The sequence below is a fragment of the Acidovorax sp. BoFeN1 genome, assembly GCF_003345135.1.
Taxonomy (GTDB): Bacteria; Pseudomonadota; Gammaproteobacteria; order Burkholderiales; family Burkholderiaceae_C; genus Acidovorax; species Acidovorax defluvii.
In genome coordinates this window covers 21,632-37,384 of record NZ_QOZT01000031.1, presented here as the reverse complement: position 1 = coordinate 37,384, position 15,753 = coordinate 21,632, and the positions used below count along the sequence as shown (strand labels likewise).

Annotated in this window: 13 protein-coding genes and 1 pseudogene; 7 read left to right on the top strand and 7 right to left on the bottom strand. The window is 65.7% G+C overall.

Annotated elements, in window-relative coordinates:
* Positions 1–122 precede the first annotated feature (122 nt).
* The 6 genes and pseudogenes from DTW89_RS09320 to DTW89_RS09295 form a co-directional block, all read right to left on the bottom strand.
* A pseudogene (locus tag DTW89_RS09320) lies at positions 123–506 on the bottom strand (ATP-binding cassette domain-containing protein); the annotation flags it as partial.
* Positions 503–1,669: an urea ABC transporter permease subunit UrtC gene (gene urtC, locus DTW89_RS09315; protein WP_114655735.1), complete on the bottom strand. Its 1,167-nt coding sequence runs from the start codon at positions 1,667–1,669 to the stop codon at positions 503–505. The pseudogene DTW89_RS09320 and the gene urtC, both read right to left, overlap by 4 nt.
* A 20-nt stretch (positions 1,670–1,689) precedes the next feature.
* Positions 1,690–3,270, bottom strand: coding sequence for an urea ABC transporter permease subunit UrtB (urtB, locus tag DTW89_RS09310; RefSeq protein ID WP_114655734.1), 1,581 nt, complete (start codon positions 3,268–3,270; stop codon positions 1,690–1,692).
* A gap of 159 nt (positions 3,271–3,429) precedes the next feature.
* Positions 3,430–4,692, bottom strand: coding sequence for an urea ABC transporter substrate-binding protein (gene urtA, locus DTW89_RS09305; protein WP_114655733.1), 1,263 nt, complete (start codon positions 4,690–4,692; stop codon positions 3,430–3,432).
* Between the two features lie 317 nt (positions 4,693–5,009).
* Positions 5,010–6,080, bottom strand: coding sequence for a response regulator (locus tag DTW89_RS09300; RefSeq protein WP_114655732.1), 1,071 nt, complete (start codon positions 6,078–6,080; stop codon positions 5,010–5,012).
* The gene (locus DTW89_RS09295; protein WP_114655731.1) at positions 6,080–9,748 is read right to left on the bottom strand and encodes a hybrid sensor histidine kinase/response regulator; all 3,669 of its coding nucleotides are present in this window, start codon (positions 9,746–9,748) and stop codon (positions 6,080–6,082) included. Before DTW89_RS09295 ends, DTW89_RS09300 begins: the two co-directional genes overlap by 1 nt.
* Before the next feature lie 141 nt (positions 9,749–9,889).
* Between DTW89_RS09295 and DTW89_RS09290 the strand changes: the two genes are divergently transcribed.
* From DTW89_RS09290 to ureG, 7 genes are all read left to right on the top strand, one after another.
* Entirely contained in the window at positions 9,890–10,192 is a 303-nt protein-coding gene (locus tag DTW89_RS09290) for an urease subunit gamma (RefSeq protein WP_114655730.1), read from the top strand.
* Between the two features lie 16 nt (positions 10,193–10,208).
* Complete coding sequence (locus tag DTW89_RS19305) at positions 10,209–10,394, top strand: hypothetical protein (protein ID WP_147277643.1); 186 nt, start codon at positions 10,209–10,211, stop codon at positions 10,392–10,394.
* A gap of 20 nt (positions 10,395–10,414) precedes the next feature.
* A complete protein-coding gene (locus tag DTW89_RS09285; RefSeq protein ID WP_114655729.1) occupies positions 10,415–10,720 on the top strand; it encodes an urease subunit beta in 306 nt (101 codons plus the stop codon).
* Positions 10,721–10,811: 91 nt separating this feature from the next.
* Positions 10,812–12,554 (top strand): urease subunit alpha, encoded by a 1,743-nt coding sequence (gene ureC / locus DTW89_RS09280; RefSeq protein WP_114655728.1) that lies wholly within the window; start codon positions 10,812–10,814, stop codon positions 12,552–12,554.
* Between the two features lie 10 nt (positions 12,555–12,564).
* Complete coding sequence (gene ureE / locus DTW89_RS09275; RefSeq protein ID WP_114655727.1) at positions 12,565–13,143, top strand: urease accessory protein UreE; 579 nt, start codon at positions 12,565–12,567, stop codon at positions 13,141–13,143.
* 17 nt (positions 13,144–13,160) lie between these two features.
* Positions 13,161–13,871 carry an urease accessory protein UreF gene (locus DTW89_RS09270; RefSeq protein ID WP_114655726.1) on the top strand — a complete coding sequence of 237 codons (711 nt, stop codon included), beginning with the start codon at positions 13,161–13,163 and terminating at the stop codon, positions 13,869–13,871.
* Positions 13,872–13,917: 46 nt separating this feature from the next.
* Positions 13,918–14,604, top strand: coding sequence for an urease accessory protein UreG (ureG, locus tag DTW89_RS09265; RefSeq protein ID WP_114655725.1), 687 nt, complete (start codon positions 13,918–13,920; stop codon positions 14,602–14,604).
* A gap of 46 nt (positions 14,605–14,650) precedes the next feature.
* Here the strand turns inward: ureG and DTW89_RS09260 are convergent, their stop codons facing one another.
* Complete coding sequence (locus DTW89_RS09260) at positions 14,651–15,736, bottom strand: M48 family metalloprotease (protein ID WP_114655724.1); 1,086 nt, start codon at positions 15,734–15,736, stop codon at positions 14,651–14,653.
* Between the last annotated feature and the right edge of the window lie 17 nt (positions 15,737–15,753).

Sequence of the window (15,753 nt, the reverse complement as noted above, 5' to 3'; positions counted from 1 at the left end):
AAGGGCGGAAATCGGGCCTCAGCGCCCCGCGAACTGCCCAAATGGGCCGCGCGAGAGGCATAAAAGTCCAAAAAACTGCGTCATCCAGGTTTGCGCGGAAATTTTCGACGGCTTGTTCAGCGTAGCCCTAAGCTCGCGATCTCGGGCTCGTTGTGGCGCAGCAGGTCGATGGTGCTGCCGAAGAACACGGTGCCACTGTCAGGCCGCGTCTTGCCGGTGATGATGTCCATCATCGTGGTCTTGCCCGCACCGTTGGGGCCGATGATGCAGCGCAGCTCGCCCGGGGCGATATCGAGGCTCAGGCCGTTGATGGCCTTGAAGCCGTCAAAGCTCACGTTCACGTCTTCGAGGTACAGGATGCGGCCGTGGGTCACGTCCACCTCGCCGGGCGTGGCAATGCGCGAGAAGCCCGCAGCGCGACCGCCGGATTCGGTCTGGCCCGGTGCAGCGGGAGCCCGCGTGCCCTGAATGCGCCGCGCGCCTTCGTCCATCAGATCGGGCGTCATGGCACGGCTCCTTCGGTCTTCTTGTTCTTCTTCAACTCCTTCACCAGGCCCACCACGCCCCCCGACTTGCGCAGCAAGCCGACGATTCCATTTGGCAGGAACAGCGTGACGGCAATGAACAGCGCGCCCAGAAAGTACAGCCAGAACTCCGGCGCCGTCACCGTGAGCCAGCTCTTGGCGCCGTTGACGATGAAGGCCCCCACGATGGGCCCGATCAGCGTGGCGCGGCCACCCACGGCCGCCCACACTGCTATCTCGATGGAGTTGGCGGCGCTCATCTCGCCGGGGTTGATGATGCCGACCTGGGGCACATACAGCGCGCCTGCCACGCCACACATCATGGCGCTGATGGTCCAGATGGTGAGCTTGTAGGGCAGCGGCGAGTAGCCCGAGAACATGACACGGCTCTCTGCATCACGCACGGCCTGCAGCACGCGGCCGAACTTGCTGCGCACCAGCCAGCGCGCCAGCAAAAAGAACCCCAGCAGCGCCAGCCCCGTCAGCACAAACAGCAGCATGCGCATGGTCGGAGTGGCAATGGGCGTGCCCAGGATGCGCTTGAAGTCGGTGAAGCCGTTGTTGCCGCCAAAGCCCGTTTCGTTGCGGAAGAACAGCAGCATGGCCGCGTAGGTCATGGCCTGCGTGATGATGGAGAAATACACACCCTTGATGCGCGAGCGGAAGGCGAAATAGCCGAACACAAACGCAATCACGCCCGGCACGGCCACGATGAGGATCAGCGTGGCGATGAAGCTGTCGGACAGCGCCCAGTGCCAGGGCAGCTCCTTCCAGTCGAGGAACACCATGAAGTCGGGCAGGTCGCTCTTGTAGTTGCCGTCGCGGCCAATCTGGCGCATGAGGTACATGCCCATCACGTAGCCACCCAGCGCAAAGAACAGGCCGTGGCCCAGGCTGAGGATGCCTGTGTAGCCCCAGATGAGGTCCATGGCCAGCGCACAGATGGCGTAGCACATGATCTTGCCGAGCAGCGCCACGGCGTAGTCCGACAGGTGGAACAGGCTGCCTGCAGGCACCCACAGGTTGAGCACGGGTGCGACGGCGCACACCACGATGAGCGCCACGATGAAGGCCGACCAGCCACCGCGCGTGAGCAGCGGCGCCGGTGCGGGCAGTTGGATGGGTGTTGGAGAGGGAGTAGTCATGGTGTGTCTCTGATGGCCACTCAATCAGCGGTGCGCCCTTTGACCGCGAAGATGCCCTGCGGCCGCTTCTGGATGAAGATGATGATGAACACCAGCACCGCAATCTTGGCCAGCACAGCGCCCGCCCAACCTTCGAGGAACTTGTTCAAAATGCCCAGACCCAGCGCGGCATACACGGTGCCCGCCAGCTGGCCCACGCCGCCCAGCACCACCACCATGAAGGCGTCGACGATGTAGCTCTGGCCCAGGTCAGGGCCCACATTGCCCACCTGGCTCAGCGCGCAACCGGCCAGGCCCGCAATGCCCGAGCCCAGCGCGAAGGCCATGGTGTCGATGCGTGCGGTGTTGACGCCCATGCAGGACGCAATGGGGCGGTTTTGCGTGACGCCGCGCACGAACAGGCCCAGACGCGTGCGGCCGATCAGGTAGCCCATGCCCAGCAGCACGGCAATCGCAAAGCCGATGATGACCAAGCGGTTGTAGGGCAGCGTGAGGTTGGAGAGCACCTGTACGCCACCGCTCATCCACGCGGGGTTTTCCACGCCCACGTTCTGCGCGCCAAAAATCGTGCGCACCAGCTGCATCAGCACCAGGCTGATGCCCCAGGTGGCGAGCAGTGTCTCCAGCGGGCGGCCATACAGAAAGCGCAGCACGCCACGCTCCAGCACAGCACCCACACTGGCCGAAGCCGCAAACGCCAGCGGCAGCGCGGCGACCAGGTACCAGTCAAACGCGCCCGGAAAATACTTCTGGAAGATGCCTTGCACCACATAGGTGGCGTAGGCACCGATCATCATCAGCTCGCCATGGGCCATGTTGATCACACCCATCAGGCCGTAGGTGATGGCCAGGCCCAAGGCGACGAGCAGCAGGATGCTGCCCAGGCTGATGCCCGAGAACGCTGCGCCCAGGCGCTCGCCCCAAGCGAGTTTTTCGTCCAGCGCTTTGAGGGCGGTTTGCAGTGCGGCCTTGACCTTGGGGTCTTCCTCCACGGTGGCGCGTTCGTTCAGCAGCAGGCGTGTGTCGGGCGTGGCGCTGGCCGACAGCGCCTCGGCAGCAGCCATGCGCTGGGCGGCATCGTCGCTGCCCAGCAGCGTGGCGGCGCGGGCCAGTTCCAGCTGGGTCTTGATCCGCTCGTTGGTCTCTTGCGCCAAGGCCTTGTCCAGCAGCGGCAGGCGGCCCGCATCGGGCTCCTTGGTCAGCGCGCGGGCAGCGGCCAGGCGCTGGGTTTCGTCCTTGCCAAACAGAGCCAGGCCCGCCAGGGCCGTGTCGATCTCGCCGCGCATGCGGTTGTTGTTGATGATGTCTTCGGCATCGGCGGGCACGGGCACCTCGGCACCGGTGACAGGGTCGATGCCCTTGTCATCGCGCACGATCAGCGCCTTGCCTTCTGCGACTTTCACCGCATCGTCGGCCAGCGCCTGCAGGAAGGCAGCGGTGCGTTCGCTGGGCTCGACCACGGCCTGCTGCACGGCGGCCACACGGTCGTCGGTTTCGCCGGAGGCCATGGCCAGGGCTTGCTCGGCGGTGAGTGCGTTCGCTTGAACCGTGGCACACAAAAGTATGCAGGCAAGCAGCCAGGAAAATAGTGAGGAAAGCATGGAAGGGCCAGTCGGTCAAAAGGCGGTCGGCCTGTGCCACGCGCACAGCCCATACCAGTGCCCCCGCGCAAGGGCCGCCCCGCCGCGCCGGGGGCGTCCCCCTGCCCGCATCGCGCAGCGATGCGAGAGCGGAGGGAAGGCGCAAAGCGCCTCAGGGGGTTACTTCTTCGCGGGTTCGTCAGGCTTCTTGTCGTTGCCTTCGATGTACGGGCTCCAAGGCTTGGCCTTCACAGGGCCGGGCGTCTTCCACACCACGTTGAACTGGCCGTCGGCCTTGATCTCGCCGATGAACACGCTCTTGTGCAGGTGGTGGTTCTTCTCGTCCATCTTGCTCACGATGCCCGACGGTGCCTTGAAGGTCTGGCCCGCCATGGCGGCAATCACCTTGTCCACGTCGGTGCTCTTGGCCTTTTCAACCGCTTGCTTCCACATGTTGATACCGATGTAGGTGGCTTCCATGGGGTCGTTGGTGAGCGGCTTGTCCTTGTGGCCGGCAATGTTCTTGGCCTTGGCGTAGTCGCTCCACTTCTTGATGAACTCGGTGTTGGCCGGGCTCTTGATGGACTGGAAGTAGTTCCAGGCGGCCAGGTGGCCCACCAGCGGCTTGGTGTCCACGCCGCGCAGTTCTTCCTCGCCCACCGAGAAGGCGACCACAGGCACGTCCTTGGCCTTCAGGCCTGCGTTGCCCAGTTCCTTGTAGAAAGGCACATTGGAGTCGCCGTTGATGGTGGAGACCACCGCCGTCTTGCCGCCCTGGCTGAACTTCTTGATGTCCGCCACGATGGTCTGGTAGTCGCTGTGGCCGAACGGTGTGTACTTCTCGTCGATGTCGCTGTCCTTCACACCCTTTGACTTGAGGTAGGCGCGCAGGATCTTGTTGGTGGTGCGGGGGTACACATAGTCGGTTCCCAGCAGCACCCAGCGCTTGGCACCGCCGCCGTCCTTGCTCATCAGGTAGTCCACCGCGGGGATGGCTTGCTGGTTGGGCGCGGCGCCGGTGTAGAACACGTTCTTCGACAGTTCTTCGCCCTCGTACTGCACGGGGTAGAACAGCAGGCCGTTCATTTCTTCCACGACCGGCAGCACTGACTTGCGCGACACCGAGGTCCAGCAGCCGAAGATGACCGAGACCTTGTCCTGGCCCAGCAGCTGCTTGGTCTTTTCGGCGAACAGGGGCCAGTTGGATGCCGGATCCACCACCACGGGTTCGAGCTTCTTGCCCAGCACGCCGCCCTTGGCATTGATCTCGTCGATCGCCATGAGCACGGTGTCTTTCAGCACGGTTTCCGAGATGGCCATGGTGCCCGACAAACTGTGCAGGATGCCGACCTTGATGGTGTCCTGCGCATGGGCTGGCAGCGCAGACAGGCCAGCGAGCGCAGCGACGGCCGCGAGGGCCTTGAGGGAATAACGACGTTGCATGTGTGCTTCTCCAGTGGGTGGTTTCAAACCGCTTCGCCCGACGGCCCCGAAAGAGGTTTTTGATCGGTCGATGGAATGAATTCTGGAGAGCGGTGCCTGTTTGGGAAATACGCCGGGTGGCGTATGCCGCCAGAGCCTGTTCCACGTCTTTTCATGGTGCCCGTTGCCCCGCAAAGGCAGTGGGTGCAAGGCGCCCACCGCAAGCCGCACTCGGCGTTGCGCACCTTGCCCAGGCCGCCAGCATGGGCTGCGGCACGCGCCTAGATTGCAGCTTTTTGCGGCCTTGCGGGCACCATGAAAAGACGTGGAACAGGCTCTCAGCCCTCGAACTGCGGGTGCAGTTGGCGGATGCGGTTCATCGCCATGGCGGCAGCGGCGGTGCGCGTCTCCACGCCCAGCTTGGCAAACACGCGCTCCAGGTGCTTCTTCACCGTGGCGGGGCTGGCGCCCAGGATGTCGCCGATGTCGCGGTTGATCTTGCCCTTGACCACCCAGTACAGCACCTCGGCTTCGCGCGCGGTGAGCTTGAACGACAGGCTCATGGATTCAATGATCTTGGCGTCGGACACCTCGCGCATCACGATGAGCCAGTCGCCGCCGCCCGCGCTGTCGCCGGCCTGCTGGTGCAGGCGGAAGGTAAGGCGGCGGGCGCCCTGCTCCACCGCCAGGCGCGGTGGCTCGGCCAGCGAAGCGGCCAGCAGCTCGGCCGCGTTGTCGGCCAGCACATGGCGGCGCAGCCAGGCCTGCACCGGCTCGGGCGCCCATTGGCCGAATGCGGTGGGCGCGCCGCCCTCGCCCACCTCGCCAAAGTAGCTTTGCAGCAGCTCGCGTGCCAGCGGCGTCTGCCACACGATGCGGCCATCCACCGCGCGCACGGTGATGCTGGCGTAGCCAAAGGCGTCAAGTGCGTTGCGCGCTTCGCGGGCCTGGCGGGCGTCCTGACGGGCCTTGCGCGCCGCACCCAGGTGCACGCCCATGCGGGCCATCACCTCGCGCGGCTTGATGGGTTTGGTCACGTAGTCCACCCCGCCCGCCTCCAGCGCAGCCACCAGATGCTCCGTCTCGGTGAGGCCCGTCATGAAGATGATGGGGATGTGCATGGTGGCAGGCGATGCCTTGAGGCGCCGCGCCACTTCAAAGCCGTCCATGCCGGGCATCATGGCGTCGAGCAACACAATGTCGGGCAAGGCCTGCGCAGCGCGCTGCAGCGCGGCCTCGCCGTGCGTGGCCACGAGCACGGTGTAGCCCGATTCATCGAGCGCGTCGTGCAGCACGGCCAGATTGTCGGGAACATCGTCCACGATGAGCACCACGTCGCTGTCGCTGCGGTCCAGCGCCGCGCCGGGCGCCGCAGGCGCCGGAAAGGAAGGTGGGGTTGCGGTGGTCATCACGATGGCGCCTGCTCCAGGATCTGGCCCATGGCATCGAACTGGAATTGTTTGGCCAGTTGCCGCATGGTGTCCACAAAAGCGCTGTGCGCGGGCTGGCTGCGTTCGATGTCGTCCAGTGTGTTGAGGATGCCCCGGTAGTAGCCCAGCGCCACCGCCTGCGCCAGGGCCGCCAGCGCGGTGGCGTCGGGGTATGTGAGGGGATCGGGCGCAGCGGATGCCGCGGTGGGCGCTGGCCCGGCGGGTGTCTCCGTGGCATCGTCGTGTTGCCACTGCAGGCCCAGGCGGCGCTCCAGCCAGTCCAGCAGCTCGCTGTGGCGCACGGGCTTGACGATGAAGTCCTCGGGGCGGATATCCACGTCGTTGTCCAGCGCCTTATCGAAAGCATTGGCGGACACGATCGCGCAGTGGATGGGCCCCCACGCTCCGCACTGCGTGTCGTCGCTGCCCCCCGAGGGGGCCCCGTCCGGCTTGGGGCGGCCCGGCGCCGAACGGACTTCCTCAAGGTGCATCTGGCGCACGCGCCGCAGCGTCTCCCAGCCGTCAATGCCGGGCATGGCAAGGTCCATGAAGATGGCGTGCGGCCGGTAGCCCGTGGCCAGCAGGTCCAGCGCGTCGTGGCCGCTGGCGGCTTGGCGCAGCTCAAACCCCAGGGGTTCGAGCAGTTGCACCAGCAGCTCGCGGTCGGGCTCTTCGTTGTCCACGACCAGGATGCGGCGGCGGTCGCCTGCGTAGCCTTTGCGGGCGCGCTGCGCGAGAGCGATCAACGCAGCGGGCGGCGGGGCAGCTTTGCCCTGCGCGTCGGCATGCACCTCGGGCAAGAACAGCTTGACGTGGAACACGGAGCCTACGCCGGGTGTGCTGGTCACCGTCAGCTCGCCGCCCATGAGCGCGGTGAGCATCTTGGCAATGGTCAGCCCCAGCCCCGCACCGGGCGCTGACATGGACCCGCTGCCGCCCGAGCCACCGCGCGCAAAGGGCTCGAAGATGCGCTCGATCTCATCGGCGCTGAGGCCCGGCCCCGTGTCCTGCACCTCAATGCGTGCCATCTCGCGCGCATAGCGCACGCGCAACGTGACGGTGCCATGCGCCGTGAACTTGACGGCGTTGCCCAGCAGGTTGATGAGGATCTGGCGCAGCCGCTTTTCGTCGGCACGCACCACTTCGGGAATCACCCCCAGCACATCGAACTGGAAGGCCAGGCCCTTGGCGGCAGCCTGTAGCTCGAACAGGCTGGCCATCTCGTGCAGGCCGTCGGCAAAACGCATGGGCGTGACATCGAGCGTGAGCTTGCCAGACTCGATGCGCGCGATGTCCAGCGTGCCTTCGATGAGCGACAGCAGGTGCTCGCCGCCGCGGCGGATGACGTGCACCGCCTGCTTGCGGTGCGGCGGCACGCCCGCATCCTCGCCCATCAGCTGCGCATAGCCCAGGATGGAGTTGAGCGGCGTGCGGATCTCGTGGCTGATGGCGCTGATGTAGCGGCTCTTGGCCTGGTTGGCCTGGTCGGCCGCGCGCTGGGCCGTTTCGGCCACCTGGCGCGCCTGCTCGGCCACGCTGCGCGCGGTCTGCAGGGCCTCGTCGGTCTGGCGGTGCAGCTCGATCTCGCGCACCAAGAGGCCGGTCTGGCGGTTCGATTCCTCCTGCGCCACCTGGCGGCTCTTGTGCGCCAGAACCAGCCACCAGGCCACGATGCCCGAGATCACCAGCAGCGCGAGATACGCCTTGAGCAGGCCCGAGCGCAACGCCACTTCGGGTGCCGCCATCACCTCGGTGTCCGTGGCCGCCTGAGCGATGGTGTTGAGCTCCTGGTGGTACAGCAGGCCCATCACCGAGGCCAGCAGCGGCGCAATCACCAGCATCAGCAGCAAAAAGTGCCCCAGGCCCGTGTCCAGGTAGCGCCACATGGCGCGCGGCAGCACCCAGCGCAGGGCGGCCGACCACTGCACCGCCATGCTCGCATGGGGCTTGCACAGGTCGCCGCAGCGCGCATCGAGCGTGCAGCACAGCGAGCAGATGGCGCCCCGGTAAGCGGGACATTGGGCCATGTCGGGGGCTTCGTATTCGCGCTCGCAGATCACGCAGCGCTGCACCGTGTAGCGCATGTAGATGCCAAGGTCTTCGCCCCTCCTGCCCGGGCCATGCATGGGAACCGCCTGAACATCGGCCAGCGCAGCGGGTTCCGATTGGCGCGCAATGTAGTAGCGCCCTCCGGTGGCCCAAGCAATGAGCGGCGCGGTGACAAACGCCACAGCCATCGCAATCACGGCCGAGAACGCCTGCGGCAGCGGGCCGAACAGCCCCAGGTGCGCGCTGATGGACAGGATGGACGCGAGCGCCATCGCCCCCACGCCCACCGGGTTGATGTCGTACAGGTGCGCGCGCTTGAACTCGATGCCCTTGGGCGACAGACCCAGCGGCTTGTTGATGACGAGGTCGGCCACCACGGCCATGATCCAGGCGATGGCGATGTTGGAGTACAGCCCCAGCACCTCGCCCATGGCGCGGAACACGTTCATCTCCATCAGCATGAAGGCGATGAGCGTGTTGAACACCACCCACACCACGCGCCCCGGGTGGCTGTGCGTGAGGCGCGAGAAGAAGTTGGACCACGCCAGCGAGCCCGCGTAGGCATTGGTCACGTTGATCTTGAGCTGCGAGATCACCACAAACAGCGCCGTGGCCGCCACCGCCCAGCCGTAGTGGGGGAACACGTATTCATACGCGGCCAGGTACATCTGGTTCGGGTCTACCGCCCGGTCGGCCGGCACCATGTGGGTGAGCGCCAAATAGGCCAGCAGCGCGCCGCCCAGCATCTTGAACACGCCCAGCACCACCCAGCCTGGCCCGCCCACCAGCACCCCCAGCCACCAGCGCCCGCGCGTGGCAGGCGTGCTGGCCGGCATGAAACGCAGGTAGTCGGCCTGCTCCCCCATCTGGGTGATCAGCGCAATGCCCACGGTGAGCGCCGCACCAAACAAGGGCAACTGAAAGGTAGCGCCGCTCCCAAATTCACCACCGTAGTGCACCACGCCAGAGAACGCACCAGGATCGCGCAGCAGCACATACGCAAACGGCACCACCAGCATCACCAGCCACAGCGGTTGCGTCCACACCTGCAGGCGGCTGATTGCCGACACACCGTGGGTCACCAGCGGAATCACCACCACGGCGCAGATCAGGTAGCCCCAGGTGGGCGGAATGTCGAGCGCCAGTTCCAGCGCATAGGCCATCACGGCGGCTTCGAGCGCAAAGAAGATGAAAGTGAAGCTGGCGTAGATCAGCGAGGTGAGCGTGGAGCCGATGTAGCCAAAGCCCGCGCCGCGCGTGAGCAGGTCCATGTCCACGCCGTAGCGCGCCGCATACACGCTGATGGGCAGCCCCGCCATAAAGATGATGAGCCCCGTGGCCACGATGGCCCAGAACGCGTTGATGAAGCCGTACTGCACCAGCAGCGTGGCACCCACAGCCTCCAGGATCAAAAACGACGCCGCGCCGAAGGCGGTGTTGGCCACCCGCCATTCGGACCACTTGCGAAAGCGCTGCGGTGTGTAGCGCAGCGCATAGTCCTCCATGGTCTCGGTGGCCACCCAGCTGTTGTAGTCGCGCCGGACTTTGACCACCTGCTGGGGTGGAGCTGATTCGATAGCCTTGTGCGCGGTGACCATGTTTGGGCCGGTGCAGGTTCCGTGCCCGAGTCCCGACAACGGGCACGGCGCTTGCTGAGTGATGCCCAAGGAACTCACCCCTCGCGTTCGGCCGCACTTGCGGCCGCGCGAGCCAACGACACCAGCATTGAGTGAAACGATATGGAACTGACTCCTCGCGAAAAAGACAAGCTGTTGATCTTCACCGCCGCCCTGCTGGCCGAGCGCCGCAAGGCACGGGGACTCAAGCTCAACTACCCTGAAGCGATGGCGCTGATCAGCGCCGCCGTTATGGAAGGCGCACGCGATGGCAAGACCGTGGCCCAACTCATGAGCGAAGGCCGCGCCGTGCTGACCCGCGCCGATGTGATGGACGGCATCGCCGAGATGATTCCGGACATCCAGGTGGAGGCCACCTTTCCCGATGGCACCAAGCTCGTCACCGTGCACCAGCCCATTGTTTGACCCGACAGGAGTCCTCATGCCACGCCTATTCACCCCATCCATCCGATCCATAGCGCCTGCCGCCTTGTGGCTGTGCACCAGTGCCACCTGGGCCCATGACGGCCACAGCCTGCAGGGCAGCCACTGGCACGCCACCGATCTGTGGGGCTTTGTCGCCATGGGTCTGGTGCTGGCCCTGGCTATCTGGCAAGGCCGCAAGTAGCGTCACACAGGAGCCCCGCAATGATCCCCGGCGAACTCTTTACCGACGCGGGCGAACACCTGCTCAACACCGGCCGCCGCACGCTCACGGTGGTCGTGCGCAACACTGGTGATCGCCCCATCCAGGTGGGCTCGCACTACCACTTTGCCGAGACCAACAACGCCCTGGGCTTTGACCGCGCCGCCGCACGCGGCATGCGGCTCAACATCGCATCGGGCACCGCCGTGCGCTTTGAGCCGGGCCAGGAGCGCACCGTGGAGCTGGTGGACTACGCGGGCGAGCGCCGCGTGTTCGGCTTTCAGGGGCTGACGCACGACGCGCTGTAGAAATTTCAAGCCAAAACAGCCTCTAGCGCTTGATGGATAAGCGCCAGAAGCTATCAAAAACATAGTAATCAGTTCTCGCGGAGCACACCCCATGGCAACCATTGGACGACGCGCCTACGCCGAAATGTTTGGCCCCACCGTGGGCGACCGCGTGCGCCTGGCCGACACCGAACTCATCCTTGAAGTGGAAGCCGACCACACGCTGCGCGCGGGCAGCTATGGCGAAGAGGTGAAGTTTGGCGGCGGCAAGACCATCCGCGACGGCATGGCGCAAAGCCAGCGCACCAACACCGGGACTGGAACAGGCCCCTGCGGTGGCGGCGCGGTGGACACCGTGCTGACCAATGCCCTGGTCATCGACCACACCGGCATCTTCAAGGCCGACATTGGCCTGCGGGCCGGGCGCATCGCGTCCATCGGCAAAGCGGGCAACCCCGACGTGCAGCCCGGCGTGGACATCATCATCGGCCCCGGCACCGAGGTCATCAGCTGCGAGGGCCATATCGTCACCGCAGGCGGCATCGACAGCCACATCCACTTCATCTGCCCGCAGCAGATCGAAGAGGCCCTGGCCAGCGGCATCACCACCATGCTGGGCGGTGGCACCGGCCCCGCCACCGGCACGCTGGCCACCACCTGCACGCCCGGCCCCTTCAACCTGGAGCGCATGCTGCAGGCGGCTGATGCCTTCCCGATGAACCTGGGCTTTCTGGGCAAGGGCAACGCCAGCCTGCCCGATGCGCTGCACGAGCAGATCAACGCAGGCGCCATTGGCCTCAAGCTGCACGAAGACTGGGGCACCACGCCCGCTGCCATCAGCAATTGCCTGGATGTGGCCGAAGCCACCGACACGCAGGTGGCCATCCATAGCGACACGCTCAACGAATCGGGCTTTGTGGAGAACACCATTGCCGCCGTGGGCGGGCGCGGCATCTGCGCCTTCCACACCGAAGGCGCGGGCGGCGGCCACGCCCCCGACATCCTGCGCGTGGTGGGCGAAGACAACTTTTTGCCCAGCTCCACCAACCCCACCATGCCGTACACGCACAACACGCTCGATGAGCATGTGGACATGCTCATGGTGTGCCACCACCTCGATGCCAGCATTGCCGAAGACCTTGCCTTTGCCGAAAGCCGCATCCGCAAGGAGACGATTGCCGCCGAAGACATCCTGCACGACCTGGGCGCCATCAGCATGATGAGCAGCGACAGCCAGGCCATGGGCCGCGTGGGCGAAGTCATCCTGCGCACCTGGCAGACCGCGCACAAGATGAAGCTGCAGCGCGGCAGCCTGCAGGGTGACACCGCCCGCAATGACAACCAGCGCATCAAGCGCTACGTGGCCAAGTACACCATCAACCCCGCCATTGCCCACGGCATCAGCCACGAAGTGGGTTCGCTCGAAGTGGGTAAGTGGGCCGACATCGTGATCTGGAAACCCGCATTCTTCGGCGTGAAGCCCGCGCTCATCCTGAAGGGCGGGCTGATCGCCATGGCCGCGATGGGCGACCCGAATGCATCGATCCCCACACCACAGCCTGTGCACTACCGCCCCATGTTCGGCGCGTTTGGTGGCGCCATTGCCAAGACCTCGCTCACCTTCGTCTCGCAAGCGGGTTTGAACGCTGGCATTGGCGAGCGCTTTGGTTTGCGCAAAACCTTGAGCGCCGTGCACAACATCCGTGGCATCCGCAAACGCGACATGGTGCACAACAGCTACACGCCCAAAATGGAAGTGGACGCGCAGACCTACACCGTGCGCGCCGATGGACAATTGCTCACCTGCGAGCCCGCCACGGTGTTGCCGATGGCGCAGCGCTACTTCCTTTTCTGACGCTCCATCAATGATCCAGGTCTCCAAACTCATCCCCCATGGCCAAGGCCTTGCACCCGTTTTGCTCAAGCGCGCCACCACGGTCGAACTCGACTGGGACGTTCGCCAGAAAAGCCGTTTTGCGGCCACCGATTCGGCCGGGCGCGAACTGGGCATCTTTCTGCAGCGCGGCACCCTGGTGCGCGGCGGCGATGTGCTGGTGGCCGAAGACGGCTCGCTGGTGCGCGTGATTGCGGCCCCGCAGCCCGTGCTGGTCATCACCCACTGCGCCAACCATGGCACACCGTTTGACCTGACACGCGCCGCCTACCACCTGGGCAACCGCCATGTGCCCATCGAACTGCAGCCCGACCACCTCAAGATCGAGCCCGACCATGTGCTGGCCGACATGCTGCGTGCCATGCACCTCATCGTGAAAGCGCAGGACCTTCCCTTTGAACCCGAAGGCGGCGCCTATGCGGCAGGGCATGGCGGTGGGCATGACCATGGGCATGACCACGCCCACGCTCCGGCCCCTGCCCGCCCCGTGTCCATCCCGGTCGTGGCCCAGGGCCATGTGCATGGCCCCCACTGCAACCACGACCACTGAGCCGTCGCAGCGATTTCATGCGCCTGGACCGCACCGCCTCCCTGCCCGCCGCCAGCTTTTTGCAGCTGATGTGGCTGGCCTCCCCGGCTTTGCCTGTGGGCGGTTTTTCGTATTCCGAGGGGCTGGAGAGCGCCATTGAAAACGCGGGCATCGTCAGTGAATCCGCCGTGGCCGACTGGCTGCTGGACCAGCTCCACATCAGCCAGGCACGCGGCGACATGGCCCTGATCGCCAAGGCCACAGGCGCCTGGCGCCGTGCCGACTGGGTGCATGTGCGCCATCTCAACGACTGGGTGCTGCACACCCGCGAAACCAGCGAACTGCGCCTGCAGACGGAGCAGATGGGCCGGTCGATGGCCGACTGGCTGCGCAACCAGCACCAGGGCAATGAAGAGGTGATGCCCGCCGTGCGCCACCTGGCCGCACTGCCCCCCACCTACCCCGTCGCCTTTGCGCTGGCCGCATCCGCCACGCAGGCCAGCGTGCGCGAGGTGCTGCTGGCCTACGCTTTCGGCTGGGCCGAGAACATGGTGCAGGCCGCCCTCAAATCCATGCAGCTGGGCCAAAGCGCAGGCCAGCGCATCCTGGCGCGCCTGGCCGACGCTATTCCCCCTGCCGCAGACCACGCCATCGGCCTGATGGACAGTGAGCGCCAGGCTTTCTCGCCCATGCTGGCCATCCTTTCGGCCCAGCACGAAGTCCAATATTCAAGGCTTTTTCGGTCGTAGCCCTTATAGATACTGCGCAAGCAGCTATATTTTTAATAGTAGAACCATGTCCACACTGCACCACATCCCCAACCGCACCAAGACCCTGCCCCCACTGCGCGTAGGCATTGGCGGCCCCGTGGGCTCGGGCAAGACCACGCTGCTGGAGATGCTGTGCAAGACCATGCGCGATGACTACGACCTCATCGCCATCACCAACGACATCTACACCAAGGAAGACCAGCGCCTGCTGACCGTGAGCGGCGCATTGAGCGCCGAGCGCATCCTGGGCGTGGAGACTGGCGGCTGCCCGCACACCGCCATCCGCGAAGACTGCTCCATCAATCTGGAGGCCATCGACCGCATGCTGGGCGAGTTTCCCAACGCCGACATCGTGTTTGTGGAAAGCGGCGGCGACAACCTGGCTGCGACCTTCAGCCCCGAGCTCTCAGACCTCACCATCTACGTCATCGACGTGGCAGCGGGCGAAAAAATCCCCCGCAAGGGCGGCCCCGGCATCACCAAGAGCGACCTGTTCATCATCAACAAGACCGACCTGGCCCCGCACGTAGGCGCCAACCTGGAGGTGATGCGCGCCGACACCGTGCGCATGCGCACCAACGCGCAGGGCCTCAAGCCCTTTGTGATGACCAACCTCAAAACGCAGGCGGGCGTGGCCGAAGTGGTGAAGTTCATCGAGACCCGGGGCATGCTGCAAAGACCTGCGCCCGCTGCGGGCCCGGCGCCGCGATAGTCATCCGGCGCAAGGTGCTCTGGTGGGGCGCCCTGGCAAGCGAGATTTACAGGCGGGCGAAGGGATCGACCATTGACGCCAGCGTCACGGCGCCCGGCGCCACGGTGCCCGCGCGGCGGGCGGCCTCGGGCGGCTCTTCAACGGGGGTGAGCGCAAGCGGCTGCATGCTGCGGCCATAGATGCGCTGCACACGGTCTACCAGCGTGGGGTGCGAGTCGAGCCAGCGCTCCATGGCGCCAGCGCCCGGCAGATCCACCAGCAGCATGTGCTGCACGGCGGGGTGTGCCAGGCCCTGGTGGGTGGTGCGCTCGTAGCCTGCGGGGGTGTCGCGGCGCTGCGCCATCACCTTGCGCAGCACACCTCCCAGGCCGTCGCGGCTGCGCGTCCATTGCACGGCGCGGGCATCGGCCAGGTATTCGCGCTGCCGCGACACAGCGGCCTTGAGCATGCGGCCCGCCAGCCAGCCGGCAAAACCCGCCAGCATGATGGCCGAGCCAAACAGCCATGCCAGGCCACGGCGTTCGCGCACTTCGTCGCCAAAGTTGTAGACCAGCTCCAGCCCAAACACCATGCCCGCCAGCCGCATCTTCAGGCGCGTGTCGCCCTCGTGCAGATGGCTCAGTTCGTGGGCCACCATGCCCTGTAACTCTTCGCGCTTGAGGTGATCCAGCGCGCCCTGGGTGACCGCCACCACGGCATCGCTCGCGTCCCACCCGGCGGCGAAGGCGTTGATGGCATCGGTGCGCGGCACCACCATGACCTGCGGCTGCGGCATGTGGGCGGCGATGCTCAGCTCTTGAACGATGTTGCACAGGCGTTGCTCGGCATGCGACACGGACGGCCGGGCCTCGCGCGCGCCAATGCGCTGGGCCAGCTTGACGCCACCCGCACGCAGGTTGGAGGTTTCGACCCACCAACCGCCCAGCACCAGCATCAGCGACACCCCCACGTTCACGGCCAGAAAACCGGCCGGAAACGGCAAATGCACCGGCAGCACCGCCACCATCAGCAGCCAGGCCACCACCAGCGCCCCATGCACGGCCGCCACCAGCACGGCCACGGCCAGTGCAAAGGCGAGCAGCAGCCGCCGCGTTTCGCTGCGGGCGCTGTGCTGGTGGTCCCAGAATTTCATGGGGATGGCTTATGCGG